Here is a 13,240-nt window from a genome sequence, read left to right on the forward strand (position 1 = left end):
AAACTAAGTTTAAAAACTTTCTTATCCTTTAAATAAAAAATCAGCTAAACTCAGCTGATTTTTATCCACACCCACAACTTCCTCCACCACCACAGCCAGCACTATGGCTAGTATTGGTTTCAAAAAACTGATTACCGGTAGGGACCTTTATATGTTCCGAAACAGCACCACCCACGATAATGCTGATAGCATCCAGGAGGTCCTGCAAATCATTTTCAGCCAATTTAAACTCAGCTACAAGAGGATCTAGGTCCATTTCCCGTTTATTTTCACGAATTTGGGTCATCACCATTTTATAATCAGGATGGTATTTTCCAAACCGTTGGACCTCATCATAAAGTTCCTTTAAACTAACAAAACGGGTGATTTTCCGCTGTGACTCTAAATTATTTTGCAACTTATATAAACAAATTTGATATTGTTCTGCAATATCAGATTCTAACACCATTCTTGCTAATTGTTCAGCCTGTTCCAATAATTCTACTCTCTCTAATGTAGCAAGCACGTTACGCCCACCTCCACAATACATTTTAACATGAAAGTGTTAGTAATGCGAAATTACAGTTTATCTAGTGATATTTACCATAAATTCTTTCTTCAATCCATACGGTACATCATTTAAATCGACAACCTCAAGCTTTATCATATGTCTCCCAGGTGGAAACTCTTTTATCAAAAATGCCGCAGAATGAACTTCAGATTTTTTCTTACCATCAATCCAAACAACAATTTTGCCAAATTTACTTTTAGAATGGTCTGTTTCACGAAAACTTATCCCTGACACAATACAATTTATTAATACGGAATCACCTTTTATTTGGTGCTGAACAAAGAGCGAAGGAATTTCTTTACTTGGTAAGACAGTATTAAATCCAGAAAGGATTCCAATGATTAAGATGATAAAGGCGATCTGCGGAAATTTCTTCTTCATTTCATTTCACTCCTTCTTTTGCTAGTATTGTTCACCTTCCTTGCATTTTTTAGTCTTTCTTATATTTACACATAAAAAAATCCACAAATTAAATCATGTGGACTTAAGTTAATTTTGATTTTTCATCGCTTGGAACATATGGTACATCATCGAAGCCATCTGAACACTATTTGAAAATTTGTTCACTTGATCAGGAATCGTCTTTTTATAATAGTGTAATGATTCAATCTCAAGAGACTGTAAATCATATGGATTTCGAGATAACTTTCGATACCAAATTGGTTGTTCCCGGATAAATTTTTTTAAATCCTTTTGACTTTCTATATATTCAAGCACATCTTTTCTCATAATAAATATTCCTCTCATCAGTCTTTTCTAAATAAAAAGGGATGTTTTGGTCCTTCTTGAGGCTTGGCTGGTCCACCCACTGTATTGTTTCCTTGAAATTGTGAAAGCACACCTTGGACCGCACCTAAAGCCTGACTTAAGTTGTTGATATGATTTTGCAACTGATTTGGATCCATTTTTTTAACCATCCCCAATATATTGGAAATCCAATCCCCTTTCGTTTCCGTGTTGGATTCAACTTCTTCGGTATTATCAGAACCAATCGTTTCCCAGCGTGAATCCTCTTCCCCTAATAAATACCATTCTTCATATAACTCTTGCCAGGTCGACTTTCCCTTCCGTACTTCCAGGATCAATTTTGGATTGTTCTTAACAAATTCTTTAAATTGTACAACGGTAGGGTGTAATTTTTTCTGTGTCATATATCTCACCTCAGCCCATATTCCTGCCAATAATACAATATGAAATAATAAGATAAATGTGAAAGCACCCATCAAGTTAAAAATATTTAATATTTTTCCTTAAAATGATAAGATGTCAAAAGAAGATAGCTGATATGAAAGAGGTATATAGAATGAAGGATGAATTACATCAATTATTAGAATCATGTATAAAAAATGGTTCAGAGGCAGATCTAAATTCGCTTGCTTACCTTTTAGATGGGTTAAACCAAAAGATTCATTTAAAGCGCAGTACCTATATCGATGGGATTCTCCAAATGAATCGAAAGTTTGACGGGAATGCCTGCGAAATTACCATACCACTTCACCCTATCCTTAATAATAATCTTAATATCGTCCATGGAGGGATTACCGCTACAGTCCTTGACACTGCGATGGGGAGTTTAGCTAACTATCATTTGCCAGAAGGTTTCGGAGCTGTTACGAATCAATTAAATATTCATTACATCGCACCAGGGATTGGAGAAACACTCCATTGCAAGGCAGAAATTGTTCACAAAGGGACCAAAACTATGGTGATTTCCGGAGAAGCCTATCGCAGTGACGGTAAAAAAATAGCCTATGCTACAGGTACCTTCTTTATTATTAGCAAATAATAATGGACGGAGTTTGATTAATAATGGTCACCGCCATTGTCATCCCAGTTATATGCCTTTATTTTTATTGGTTAACTAAAAAAGAGATGAACGAAAATGATGCTAAGTGGGCTAGTGTGGGTCGTGTCGAGCACGAGGCGATTGTTACAGGAGAGATAAAAAGTATAGTTGAAGAGAAACAGAAGTTTTATAATCACCGCTACATTTATGTTCAAACACTTAAATTACAAACAGAATCAAAAATAATTATCGTCCAAAAAATTACACCAATTACAAAAGACTTTCATAAAGAGGATTTTAGAGTAGGGGATGTAATAAGAGTAATGGGGAAATGGGACAATAGTAAATTTTTATTTACCGAATATGTAATTGAAAAAAGGTGACCTATTCGTCACCTTTTTATTGTTCAGTTTTTTGAATAAAGTTTTGCGTATAGAAGTTTTGAAATACTCCTACTCCAAGATGAGTGTATTCCTTGTTCAATAATGCCTCTCGATGCCCTTTACTATTTAGCCAACCTTCCACCACGGCAGGTCCATCTGTATAATTTGCAGCGATATTCTCACCAGCAGCTTGATAGGCCACATCCGCTGTTTTTAATCTTTTCTCAAGATCTCCAAATTTCTTAGATGTATGGGAGAAATCATTGTTTTCTGACATATCCTGACTATGTTGGTAAGCAGCTTTAGCTGTATTTTCATCCCACCTTAATACCTTTACGTTGTTTCTTATCCTTAAAACATTGGTAATATCAAAAATCTCTTGTTCTGTGTCTTCTTCTATTTCCCGCTTCATTTCCTCACTTGGATCAGGAGCTTCAATTAAATATCCATTATAAACAAGTTCATAGGGACGTTGTTTGATTAGGGTTGCTCCATCTAGGAAACGAACACTTGAAAGATTACCTGTAAACTTATCAATGTAAAGTTGGACAAAGACATTACCTAATTGAACCATAGGGCGAAGATTTAAGTCAGTATCATTCAGTTCGAAGCGATAGGAGTTACCGTTAAAATCTAGATTAATATTTGTATCAATATAATTAGTATTAAAGATCTCCTCAACAGGCTGTCCAATTTCAAATGGCGCTACATCTAAATTCTGACCAGCCGCAAATATCGTGACAACACGCTGATTTTCAACACCCACTTGCAAATATTCATTTGGGTCTTGATTATATATATACCACTGATACCCATACATTGTTTCATCAATCCGTGATGGCCTTCCAATTTTCTTTTCTAGTTCCTCTTCTTTTTTTCCAATAAAAGATCCTAATCCCTCTTTTGGTTTTTCTGTGGCTATTTTTTTACTTGGGATATTAGTTTGATTTTGTTCAATTGGCTGCTTCATTTCTGATGTATGGTTTTCTTTAATTAAAATATTACTTTCATTATTTTCGTTTATACTAACATAAAAACCAATGGTTAAAAAAACTGCTGATAGTATAAGTATTTTTGACAATATACGCAGAGGCTTCCACCCTCTCTGGAACTTTTTCTATCATTATATGTATAGATAAAATTATTATATCATCAATATCTTGAATAATAATAGTTAATAGCTTTAATATCAGATAAATGGACTGATTAAAAGAAAACAGGCACGCTGAGTACCTGTTCCATGATCACCAAACTATTTTTTTTATATAATAATTTCTAATGTTGCAGTCCATTAAAGTTTTGCTCAGATATTTCTGTTAATGCTTCTTTGGCCTGATCATCAGTTAAATCTCGGATTGCAAAGTCACCGAGTGATACAATCCCAACAAGCTTCCCTTCTTCTACCACTGGTAATCTCCGGATTTGATGTTCTGCCATTAATTTAGCGGCTTCTTTACTTGTACTATCTGGGCTGACGGTAATTAGTTTACCACTCATGATATCCTCAACCTTTGTTGACCCTGGGTGTTTTTCTGCCACACCTCGTACGACTATATCACGATCGGTTATCATGCCGACAAGTTTATCTTGATCAAGGATTGGTATAGCTCCAACATTTAAATCTTTCATTTTTAAAGCAACTTCATAAACATTATCCAATAAAGTGCAACATTCAACATCTTTAGTCATTATATCGCTAATTTTTTCCATTTTTCTACCCCCTTGGTATAATTATTACCTCATATCATTATTATAGGTTTTCCAACCAATAATGTTTTATTCGCCCGAATCTATTCATTGCAACTTGATTCATTTTCAACTATTATTAAAATTGAATGATAATTGCTTTATTATACTAATAATGGAAACATTGGGGCAATGGTATTTAGGAGGGATTAATTATGAAATTCGAGAATACTGAGATTGAAAAGTTAAAGGCTGACTTAAACCGCTTGGATGAAGTTATGTTAGACCACGGTTTAGTTCGCGAGGGTCAATGGGATTACGAGCGTGTTACCTACGATCGCAAGTTTGAATTAAAGGAAGGCGTATTTTATCTTCGTATTCGTGGACTTGCCATTGAGGGCGACATTGGGGCGGAGAAAGCAACCATTCAATTAATGACCCCTCTTTTGGGAAAACATTATTATCCGCATGGGGTAGAATATGGTGAAGGCGAGAATTTTCCAACCTCACTTGTGAATCAATGTAAAAAGATACTTGAAGCAGTAAAAGCAGAAGTTAGTAAATTTGCATTGTAAACACTTAAAGACGCATGAATTTTCATGCGTCTTTTTTGTCTAGAATTATAAGAACCGATATTACAGCCCCAGAATTGCTTTTATCATTGATGTTGTCTCGCCGCCCTGATATAACACATAAAGCAATAGGTAAACTGCAACACCTGTTATTGCAGTAAAAAACCAAATCAAACTAGTAATTGGACCTAGTTTACGATGGATCGTAAGTTTGTTTTTGTAGCCTGTAAGGATAGACACAATGCCAAAGCCAGCCCCAGTTGTTGCAAGCGTGATATGGAATATTAAAAATATCGTGTAATACATTTTAATATTTTCTGGTCCACCAAACGAAGTATTCCCAATAAAAATGGTTCGAGATGCATAAATTATGAAGAAGATCACTGCAAAGATTGCAGCTAAAAACATGGTCTTTTTGTGCGCCTCAATTTTCCGCTGTTTTATTTGCCACCAGCCAATTGCAACTGTAATTGCACTTAAAACAATAAATGAGGTGCTTATAGTTGGTAAAATTGGTAAGGAATTCATTCAGGAGTCCTCTCTTTTCTTTTATTCTACAATAATAGTAATTCAACCCACTCCGCTTTTCAACGGAAGAACCCCAAAATATAGCCTTCTTAGTAAAAAAATCTCCCAGGGATGAGGGAGATTATTTAATCAGTAATGGATTTAATGGCTGCTTCATTTCCTGCTCGGAGTCTGCTTGGTCCTTACGATACCATTCAAAGAAGACATGACCAAGGATGACCCCATAAATGATTTCTTGAATAATCTTCATTAAAACTCCACCTAGTTGCTGATCATGGAGTAATGACATCGAACTAAACAACTCGGGACCACTTAAATTTAAGCTGTCAAAGTTGGCTGTACCCACGCACAGGCTCATTACTTGTCCCCATACATGGGGATCAGAGTAAGTTGCATACATTGGTGTATCCGCAAAAATGATTAATGCACAAGCAGGGGTTAATAGGATTCCATCAGCGAAAATATAGCCTACCTTTTTTAATCCGCTTAATGTTTGGTGCTCTGGCATTTGATTAAGTAACGGCCACCACATAAAGGTAGCAACAAAATATAATAAGATAGAGTAACCTGCATGCATCCATCCATTTTGCATGACATGGTCGAAAATCATTGGTATGTGATAAAAAGAAAATAGACCATTAAAAACAATCAACGCAATCAATGGCTTTGTTAAAACGGTAAATACAGAATTTATCGTGTTGTAACTTAATAATTTTCTCCATACCCAGATAGGGATACTTAGGATAAAAATAGGCGGTACGATTAAAACTAAGGCAGCCATTTGAATCATATGAACCCAAAACATAAGGTGTGCTAATAAATCAATCGGAGATCCCTTTATAGCATAAAGAAGGACCATTGATAATAAAAACAAAGCACTATGTGTTTTTGTTAATGGCTGACTTTCAGAAAACAAATGTCTGTACTTTGTAGTTAGTACAAAATACCCTGCAGTAATTACTATTAAGATTATTAAGAAGTACGGGCTCCAAAGGGCTTTAAAACCAAATATATCTAACGTAAGCACCCAAATCACCTCTTCCTGAGTTTAAAAGAATTTTTTGACTATATTATACCCTTGGTATAGTAGATAAGCAAAGAAACGAATCCTATGTTTCCATTATACGATTGTAAAAAAGAAAATCGGCTTATGCCGATTTTCTTTTTCTAATATTACCACCAAATAATTGTTGAAAAGGCTAAGATTGTCACCGCTCCAACTAGCACACCTGAGTATAAAAAGAGCGAAGGAGCCTCATGCCCTTTATGGCTCATATGCATAAAATAATATAGTTGGAAAATAACTTGAACTACAGCTAAAAGGATAATAAATGGTACAGTAAACCAGGCGGTAAATCCTTTTATATAGACAGCTGCAAAGGCAATTAAAGTTAAGAAAATCATTAAGGCAAAAGATACCACTTGATATCTCATCTCTTCTGCATTTTTACGGCGACGATATTCAATGTCAACTCTTGGGTTACCTGAATTTAGTTGCTGATTTTCCATCAGTTTATCCCACCATTCCCATTAAATATACAACTGTAAAGATAAATACCCAAACTACGTCAATAAAGTGCCAGTATAAGCTAAACACATAGAATTTAGGTGCATTGTAAAGGTCTAGGCCACGTTTAGAATTTCTAAACATTAACGTAAAACACCAGAGTAAACCAAAAGCAACGTGACCTCCGTGGAAACCAACAAGTGTGTAGAAGGCTGACCCGAACGCACTGCTTGTAAATGTATGTCCTTCATGGACATAATTGGTAAACTCGTATACCTCTAAGCCTAAGAAACCTAACCCTAAAAGAGCTGTAAGACCTAGCCAAGTCATCATTTTTTTAAAGGCAAAGTTTTTCATATGATACATAGCATACACACTTGTTAACGAGCTAGTTAAGAGAAGCATTGTAGCTACAAATGTTAACGGTAATTCAAATAAATCCTTTGCTAAATGGTGAGTTGTACTAGGAACTTTATCCTTTAGGGCAATATATGTGGCAAAGAGGGAGGCAAACAAAACTGTCTCTCCCCCTAAAAAGAACCAAAAACCTAGAAATTTATTTTTGGACTCAAGGGTTGATTTTTCCGGCGCAGCAGGCCATGTTTCATAGGTAAATTTTTCATCAGCGTGCATTATGCCTTAACCCCCTTATCATCGTCATCCATTAAATCTTCTTTGTGGATATGGAATCCATGATCATCCTTTACTGAACGTAAGAACATGGAACCAAACGTTACTAATAATCCAATAATCATTACTGGTAAAGCCCAAGCCTTATCATTAACATGGTACATTGCACCAAAGGCGGCAATAAACAATCCTAATGCCATCATAAATGGTAAAAATGATGAATTTGGCATATGAATGTCCCCGAGCGGCTCTGCTGGAGTCATTCCTTTTTTACCTTCCATTTTTTCTAACCAATAAGCATCCAAACCACGAACAAGCGGAAGTTGCTTAAAATTATAAAACGGTGGAGGTGAAGGAATAGACCATTCAAGTGTTCGGCCATCTCCCCAAGGGTCATTACCAACTCTTTCATTTTTCACAGATGTCACGATTACATTATAAAGAAGTACTAATACTCCCAACGACATAAACAAAGCACCCACAGAGCTTACCATGTTCGACGTGCTAAAGCCTTGACCTGGAAGGTAGGTAAAAACACGACGCGGCATTCCCCATAAACCTAAGAAGTGCTGAATAAAGAAAGTTAAATGGAAACCAATAAAGAACAACCAGAAAGTGATTTTTCCAAGAGTTTCATTTAACATTGTACCAAACATTTTTGGCCAATAAAGATGTGTACCTGCTAGTACCGCAAAGACAACCCCACCAACGATTACATAATGGAAGTGTGCTACTACAAAATACGTATCATGGTACTGATAGTCAGCAGCAGCAGATGCTAGCATAACACCCGTTACCCCACCAGCAACAAATGAAGGGATAAATGCAAAAGCATAATGCATAGGAGTAGTGAATTTCACACTACCGCCCCACATTGTTAACAACCAGTTAAAGATTTTAATACCTGTCGGTACACCAATTGCCATTGTTGCGACAGCAAAGATCGCATTAGCCACTGGTCCAAGTCCTGTTGTGAACATATGGTGTGCCCAAACCATGAAACCTAAGAAACCGATCAAGACGGTTGCAAAAACCATGGATGAATAACCGAATAAACGTTTTCTAGAGAACATTGGGAAAATTTCCGAGAAAATACCGAACGCAGGAAGTACTAAAATATATACTTCAGGATGTCCGAAAATCCAGAAAAGATGTTCCCAGATAACTGTATTACCACCCATTGTTACATCAAAGAAATTCGCTCCAAATAATCGGTCAAACATCATTAGAACTAAACCAACAGTTAATGGAGGGAATGCAAACAGAATAAGTGCTGAAGTTACAAAGGTAGTCCATGTAAACAAAGGCATTCTCATATATGTCATACCTGGAGCTCGCATGTTAATGATGGTTACCAAAAAGTTAATGCCACCAATCAAGGTACCAATACCAGATATCTGTAAACCTAAGATATAAAAATCTACGCCATGTCCTTTGGAATGAAGTGCAAGTGAAGCGTAGGAAGTCCACCCTGCATCAGGTGCTCCTCCTAAAAACCATGAAAGGTTTAAGAAAATTCCTCCAAAAAAGAACAACCAAAAACCTAACGCATTTACAAATGGGAACGCAACATCCCGTGCACCAATTTGTAATGGCATGACGGCATTCATAAAAGCAAAAACCAACGGCATGGCAGCTAAGAAGATCATCGTTGTTCCATGCATTGTTAGGATTTCATTATATAGACCTGCACTAACAAAATCATTGTTTGGTACTGCAAGCTGGATGCGGATAAATACTGCTTCAAGTCCGCCCACTAAGAAGAAAAATCCACCTGCAATAAGATATAGGATAGCGATTTTCTTATGGTCAACAGTTGTTAAAAAGTCCCATAAAGTCGCTCCAAATCCCTTTTTCTGAGCTAAGGTACTCACAATTTTACCTCCCTTTCAACCAATTCCCCTATTAATCCTGAACCTTTAAGCCCATTAGGTATTCAGCTAGAGCATTAAGCTGATCTTCTGACATTTTTGGGTATTTTCCTGTCATCATGTTGCCAGGTTTGTAGGTTTCAGGATTTCGGATCCAATTTTTCAATTCTTCTTTATTATGATCTAATACGCCTGCTACACGTGAGCGATTCCCAAAGTTTGATAAATTTGGAGCAAGACGCGCAGTTTCAGGCATTTTGTTTGAAGGTGTAACCGCATGACATCCGATACAACTTTGATTAAAGATTTCCTGGCCTTGTGCTGCCACAGAACCTTGCGTAGCTTTTTGTGGCTCTTTAACATCTTGCATCGCTGTTACCCAGGCATCAAATTTGTCACGGCTGATAGCCTTAACTTTAAAATCCATCAATGCATGTGACGGTCCGCAAAGTTCTGCACATTTCCCGTAAAAAAGGTTACCGGCTTCGTTTGCGCGTTTATTATCAAACTCTAGCCAGAATTTGTTCACATTATCTGTATTAGTATCAAGTTTCCCACCCACTGCTGGAATCCAGAATGAATGCTTAACATCGGTTGACTTTAGATTGAAATAAACTTTTTCATTCGTAGGAACAACTAAATCCTGACTTGTCACAATCTTCTGATTAGGATATTCAAAATCCCACCAGTATAAATGTGAGCGTACATTGATAACAAGTGCCTTAGTATTTTTCTTATCCATTGGTGAAACATCTGCAAGTTTAAATGTTGCAGCAACAGTAGGAACGGCAAGGATTAATAGTAAAAGAATCGGTACAGTTGTCCAAATAATTTCTAATTTGTGACTTCCTTCTACTTGTTTTGGAATCTTGTCATTCTTCCTTCTAAAACGAATAATTACTAAAAAGAAAATGACCATTACAATTAGGATTACCCCAACCATAATTAACGTACTAAGCTTCATTAAATCATATTGCATGTCTGCAACTTCACCGGCTGGCTTTAATGTGGAAAGATACGGTTGGCCACATCCGGAGAGTACAAGCGCTAAGATCCCAAATAACGAGATTAAACGCCACTTCGCAAGCCTTTTCATAGCTTAATCAAACCCCTCTTTCACTAATGAATTTCTTAAAACTATTTGGTTGATCAAAGAAGTATGTAGGTTGATGGTTCTTCTTTTACAAAGAACTATCATCTGCAAAACTAAATTAGTGTAACTATAACCATCGCTACAAAAATAATAGTTAAATATTGCAAAGAGTATACAAACATTAGTTTTGCCCACTTTATGTCATCTTTGATCCTATATCCATAAATCCCTAATGCTAGCCACCCTATATTTAAAAGGAAAGCAAGTATTAGAAATGGGATTCCTAATTTGGTAAGAAAAAATGGGATTGGCTGAAGAGCAACGACCCAAAGCAGGATGTGTAATTTTGTTGTTTTAAAACCTTTGACTACCGGTAACATCGGAATTCCTGCTGCTTTATATTCTTTTACCCTTCTCATCGCCAGTGCATAAAAATGCGGTGGCTGCCAAACAAACATCAAAACAAATAAAGACCACGCCATGATATCTAGATTAGCATCTACTGCTGCCCAACCAATTAATGGCGGCACTGCTCCTGAAATACTGCCGATGATTGTATTAGAAACCAATTGACGCTTTGACCACAATGTATATAGGAAAACATAACTAAAAACTCCAAGCAGCCCAATTACTGTTGCAGTCATCGTGGTGAAGAATAAAGACAGTGTCCCCAGTCCAATTAGTAAAATACCTAAAGAAAGAACTTTTACTGGCACTACCTTTCCAGTTACAGTCGGTCGAGCTTTTGTCCTTTCCATTAAATGGTCAATATCACGATCGACATAATTATTAATGGCACAAGACCCTGCTATTATTAATGAAGAGCCCGCAACAGTGAAAAAGACAATATCTAAGTTGTTGAGAAAGCTTTGTCCTGTAAAATGAAGTGCTAACCATAAACCAGTGAAGGTTGTAATAAGGTTTGAATTTACAATCCCAATTTTGATAAGGGCCATAAAGTCTTTCCAAGCTGAGGTTTTTAAATTGGTATGCAGGCTCGCAGTGCTATTTTCGATGGCAGCATCTCCGTAAGCCTTAGTGTTAGCCATTAGTTTCTCCTCCTAATCCTAAATAACAATTATCATAATGATATACATGATATTGATACTTCATTATTTATGCCCTTATTTGTAATAAAAAGGAATGCTTAGTAGAAAAATTCTATTAATTTTTTCAACTCTATAAATACCAGCATAAAAGAACAGTGATTTTTAAAACACTTTCTCTGTATATTAAATCACACTTTTTGTTATTTTTGTGAACTTTTTTTGAATAATTTTGTACGAAATTGTGACATATTTCATTTAAACTTGATTTTACTTAGTTTTTCCGCAAATGTTCCTGCCATTAAATCCAATTTTCTCCCAAAATTATTAAAAAACCTACTATTTCCAGTAATATTTTTAAATTATTTACTTTCATTATTAAGTAAAATTATTCAAAATAAACTGTACCCAATTTATTTCTAACAGACTCAAAGTAAAGTTTCAACCGTTTTCACTATAATAATAGGGAAAAATATTTATTATTCAGCGGCTGTTACTAATAATAATGCACTGAAAAAATCTAAACTTAATTTCTGTTCATTTTCTCTCTTTTTCGGTATTATTAATAGGGATTTAAAAATCTCATTACTTTTCCATTTATTATACTGTCAGGTTTATCCAATGACAAATTATTGAACTTTTTTAAGAGGTGAATTTTTTGCAACGATCTTTGAAGTGGTTGGCGGTTGCCACAACCATAGGAATGATCTTTATTCTAATTGGTGGGGCATTAGTAACAAAGACCGGATCTGGAATGGGCTGCGGAAGATCTTGGCCGCTATGTAACGGTAAGTTTCTTCCATTAGCGATAACTCCCGAATTAGCTATAGAGCTTGCCCACAGACTTGTTTCCGGCGTAGGTGGAATCATGGTTCTCATTCTTTCAGTTTGGTCCTGGAAGGCGATCGGACATATTAGAGAAACAAAATTTCTTTCCTTCCTTTCCTTCTTCTTTTTACTTTTACAAGCGTTAATTGGGGCTGCTGCTGTAAAATGGGGGCAATCCAGCTTTGTACTAGCCCTTCATTTCGGAATTTCACTTATCTCATTTTCAGCAGTTTTATTGTTAACACTGTTAATTTTTGAAATTGATAAGAAGTTTAATGCCGAAAAACTTTATATCGACAAGCGAATGGGTTTTCATATTATCGGCTTGTCGATTTATAGTTATCTTGTTATTTATACAGGTGCACTTGTTCGTCACACGAAATCAAGTCTTGTTTGTCGAGACTGGCCATTATGTCTCAATGATGCTCCATCCTTACCCTCTAACTTGTACGAATGGGTACAAATGGGGCACCGTGCTGCTGCTGGGCTTATCTTTATTTGGATTACTTATATCCTTGTTTTGACAGTTCGTCATTATAAAGAGCAGAAAGTTCTTTATTGGGGTTGGATTATTTCCTTCATCCTTGTTAGCTTGCAAGTAATTGCTGGTGCTTTAATCATTTTCAGCCGTTTAAATCTGTACATCGCCCTACTTCATGCTTTCTTTATTACTTGTTTATTCGGGGTTTTAAGTTATTTTCTTTTGTTATATTCACGTTCAAGAAGAAATCATTAAAAAGCTGCCAGGGAGTTATATCCC

Annotated in this window: 17 protein-coding genes; 4 read left to right on the forward strand and 13 right to left on the reverse strand. The window is 36.0% G+C overall.

What is annotated here, in order from left to right; all coding sequences use genetic code 11:
- Positions 1-61: 61 nt before the first annotated feature.
- The 4 genes from V7121_RS07480 to V7121_RS07495 form a co-directional block, all read right to left on the reverse strand.
- Entirely contained in the window at positions 62-505 is a 444-nt protein-coding gene (locus V7121_RS07480; RefSeq protein ID WP_335546240.1) for a YlbF family regulator, read from the reverse strand.
- 60 nt (positions 506-565) lie between these two features.
- The gene (locus tag V7121_RS07485; RefSeq protein WP_335501439.1) at positions 566-931 is read right to left on the reverse strand and encodes a hypothetical protein; all 366 of its coding nucleotides are present in this window, start codon (positions 929-931) and stop codon (positions 566-568) included.
- A gap of 108 nt (positions 932-1,039) precedes the next feature.
- Positions 1,040-1,279: a YlbE-like family protein gene (locus V7121_RS07490; RefSeq protein ID WP_335501442.1), complete on the reverse strand. Its 240-nt coding sequence runs from the start codon at positions 1,277-1,279 to the stop codon at positions 1,040-1,042.
- Positions 1,280-1,296: 17 nt separating this feature from the next.
- The gene (locus V7121_RS07495) at positions 1,297-1,701 is read right to left on the reverse strand and encodes a YlbD family protein (protein WP_335501444.1); all 405 of its coding nucleotides are present in this window, start codon (positions 1,699-1,701) and stop codon (positions 1,297-1,299) included.
- A 152-nt stretch (positions 1,702-1,853) separates the two neighbouring features.
- Between V7121_RS07495 and V7121_RS07500 the strand changes: the two genes are divergently transcribed.
- Both V7121_RS07500 and V7121_RS07505 read left to right on the forward strand, forming a co-directional pair.
- A complete protein-coding gene (locus V7121_RS07500; protein ID WP_335501446.1) occupies positions 1,854-2,336 on the forward strand; it encodes a PaaI family thioesterase in 483 nt (160 codons plus the stop codon).
- Between the two features lie 23 nt (positions 2,337-2,359).
- A complete protein-coding gene (locus tag V7121_RS07505; protein WP_335546242.1) occupies positions 2,360-2,719 on the forward strand; it encodes a hypothetical protein in 360 nt (119 codons plus the stop codon).
- Between the two features lie 16 nt (positions 2,720-2,735).
- Here the strand turns inward: V7121_RS07505 and V7121_RS07510 are convergent, their stop codons facing one another.
- Both V7121_RS07510 and V7121_RS07515 read right to left on the reverse strand, forming a co-directional pair.
- Positions 2,736-3,800 (reverse strand): CAP domain-containing protein, encoded by a 1,065-nt coding sequence (locus V7121_RS07510; RefSeq protein WP_335546244.1) that lies wholly within the window; start codon positions 3,798-3,800, stop codon positions 2,736-2,738.
- A 194-nt stretch (positions 3,801-3,994) separates the two neighbouring features.
- Positions 3,995-4,429 carry a CBS domain-containing protein gene (locus V7121_RS07515; protein ID WP_335501453.1) on the reverse strand — a complete coding sequence of 145 codons (435 nt, stop codon included), beginning with the start codon at positions 4,427-4,429 and terminating at the stop codon, positions 3,995-3,997.
- Between the two features lie 191 nt (positions 4,430-4,620).
- Here V7121_RS07515 and V7121_RS07520 point away from each other — a divergent pair, with 191 nt between their 5' ends.
- The gene (locus V7121_RS07520) at positions 4,621-4,980 is read left to right on the forward strand and encodes a YugN family protein (RefSeq protein WP_335501455.1); all 360 of its coding nucleotides are present in this window, start codon (positions 4,621-4,623) and stop codon (positions 4,978-4,980) included.
- A gap of 60 nt (positions 4,981-5,040) precedes the next feature.
- Here the strand turns inward: V7121_RS07520 and V7121_RS07525 are convergent, their stop codons facing one another.
- From V7121_RS07525 to cyoE, 7 genes are all read right to left on the reverse strand, one after another.
- Entirely contained in the window at positions 5,041-5,505 is a 465-nt protein-coding gene (locus V7121_RS07525; protein ID WP_335546246.1) for a DUF420 domain-containing protein, read from the reverse strand.
- A 121-nt stretch (positions 5,506-5,626) separates the two neighbouring features.
- Positions 5,627-6,532 carry a cytochrome c oxidase assembly factor CtaG gene (ctaG, locus tag V7121_RS07530; RefSeq protein WP_335501460.1) on the reverse strand — a complete coding sequence of 302 codons (906 nt, stop codon included), beginning with the start codon at positions 6,530-6,532 and terminating at the stop codon, positions 5,627-5,629.
- A gap of 146 nt (positions 6,533-6,678) precedes the next feature.
- Positions 6,679-7,014, reverse strand: coding sequence for a cytochrome c oxidase subunit IVB (gene ctaF / locus V7121_RS07535; protein WP_335501463.1), 336 nt, complete (start codon positions 7,012-7,014; stop codon positions 6,679-6,681).
- Positions 7,015-7,018: 4 nt separating this feature from the next.
- Complete coding sequence (locus tag V7121_RS07540) at positions 7,019-7,645, reverse strand: cytochrome c oxidase subunit 3 (RefSeq protein WP_335501466.1); 627 nt, start codon at positions 7,643-7,645, stop codon at positions 7,019-7,021.
- A complete protein-coding gene (ctaD, locus tag V7121_RS07545; RefSeq protein ID WP_335501469.1) occupies positions 7,645-9,516 on the reverse strand; it encodes a cytochrome c oxidase subunit I in 1,872 nt (623 codons plus the stop codon). The genes V7121_RS07540 and ctaD overlap by 1 nt, the downstream gene beginning before the upstream one ends.
- A 31-nt stretch (positions 9,517-9,547) precedes the next feature.
- The gene (coxB, locus tag V7121_RS07550) at positions 9,548-10,609 is read right to left on the reverse strand and encodes a cytochrome c oxidase subunit II (RefSeq protein WP_335501472.1); all 1,062 of its coding nucleotides are present in this window, start codon (positions 10,607-10,609) and stop codon (positions 9,548-9,550) included.
- Positions 10,610-10,719: 110 nt separating this feature from the next.
- Positions 10,720-11,655, reverse strand: a complete 936-nt coding sequence (gene cyoE, locus V7121_RS07555; protein ID WP_335546248.1) for a heme o synthase — start codon at positions 11,653-11,655, stop codon at positions 10,720-10,722.
- A 655-nt stretch (positions 11,656-12,310) separates the two neighbouring features.
- On the opposite strand from cyoE, the gene V7121_RS07560 reads away from it, so the two are divergent.
- Complete coding sequence (locus V7121_RS07560; RefSeq protein WP_335501477.1) at positions 12,311-13,216, forward strand: COX15/CtaA family protein; 906 nt, start codon at positions 12,311-12,313, stop codon at positions 13,214-13,216.
- Positions 13,217-13,240 lie beyond the last annotated feature (24 nt).

It is taken from the genome of Neobacillus drentensis (assembly GCF_036962125.1).
GTDB lineage: Bacteria > Bacillota > Bacilli > Bacillales > Cytobacillaceae > Neobacillus > Neobacillus drentensis_B.

Excerpts from the sequence above, each read along its gene's own strand:
- coxB (WP_335501472.1), bottom strand. The coding sequence starts at position 10,609 with ATGAAAAGGCTTGCGAAGTGGCGTTTAATCTCGTTATTTGGGATCTTA.
- V7121_RS07500 (WP_335501446.1), top strand. The coding sequence starts at position 1,854 with ATGAAGGATGAATTACATCAATTATTAGAATCATGTATAAAAAATGGT.
- ctaF (WP_335501463.1), bottom strand. The coding sequence starts at position 7,014 with ATGGAAAATCAGCAACTAAATTCAGGTAACCCAAGAGTTGACATTGAA.
- cyoE (WP_335546248.1), bottom strand. The coding sequence starts at position 11,655 with ATGGCTAACACTAAGGCTTACGGAGATGCTGCCATCGAAAATAGCACT.
- V7121_RS07485 (WP_335501439.1), bottom strand. The coding sequence starts at position 931 with ATGAAGAAGAAATTTCCGCAGATCGCCTTTATCATCTTAATCATTGGA.
- V7121_RS07540 (WP_335501466.1), bottom strand. The coding sequence starts at position 7,645 with ATGCACGCTGATGAAAAATTTACCTATGAAACATGGCCTGCTGCGCCG.
- V7121_RS07520 (WP_335501455.1), top strand. The coding sequence starts at position 4,621 with ATGAAATTCGAGAATACTGAGATTGAAAAGTTAAAGGCTGACTTAAAC.
- V7121_RS07495 (WP_335501444.1), bottom strand. The coding sequence starts at position 1,701 with ATGACACAGAAAAAATTACACCCTACCGTTGTACAATTTAAAGAATTT.
- V7121_RS07515 (WP_335501453.1), bottom strand. The coding sequence starts at position 4,429 with ATGGAAAAAATTAGCGATATAATGACTAAAGATGTTGAATGTTGCACT.
- V7121_RS07490 (WP_335501442.1), bottom strand. The coding sequence starts at position 1,279 with ATGAGAAAAGATGTGCTTGAATATATAGAAAGTCAAAAGGATTTAAAA.
- V7121_RS07505 (WP_335546242.1), top strand. The coding sequence starts at position 2,360 with ATGGTCACCGCCATTGTCATCCCAGTTATATGCCTTTATTTTTATTGG.
- V7121_RS07525 (WP_335546246.1), bottom strand. The coding sequence starts at position 5,505 with ATGAATTCCTTACCAATTTTACCAACTATAAGCACCTCATTTATTGTT.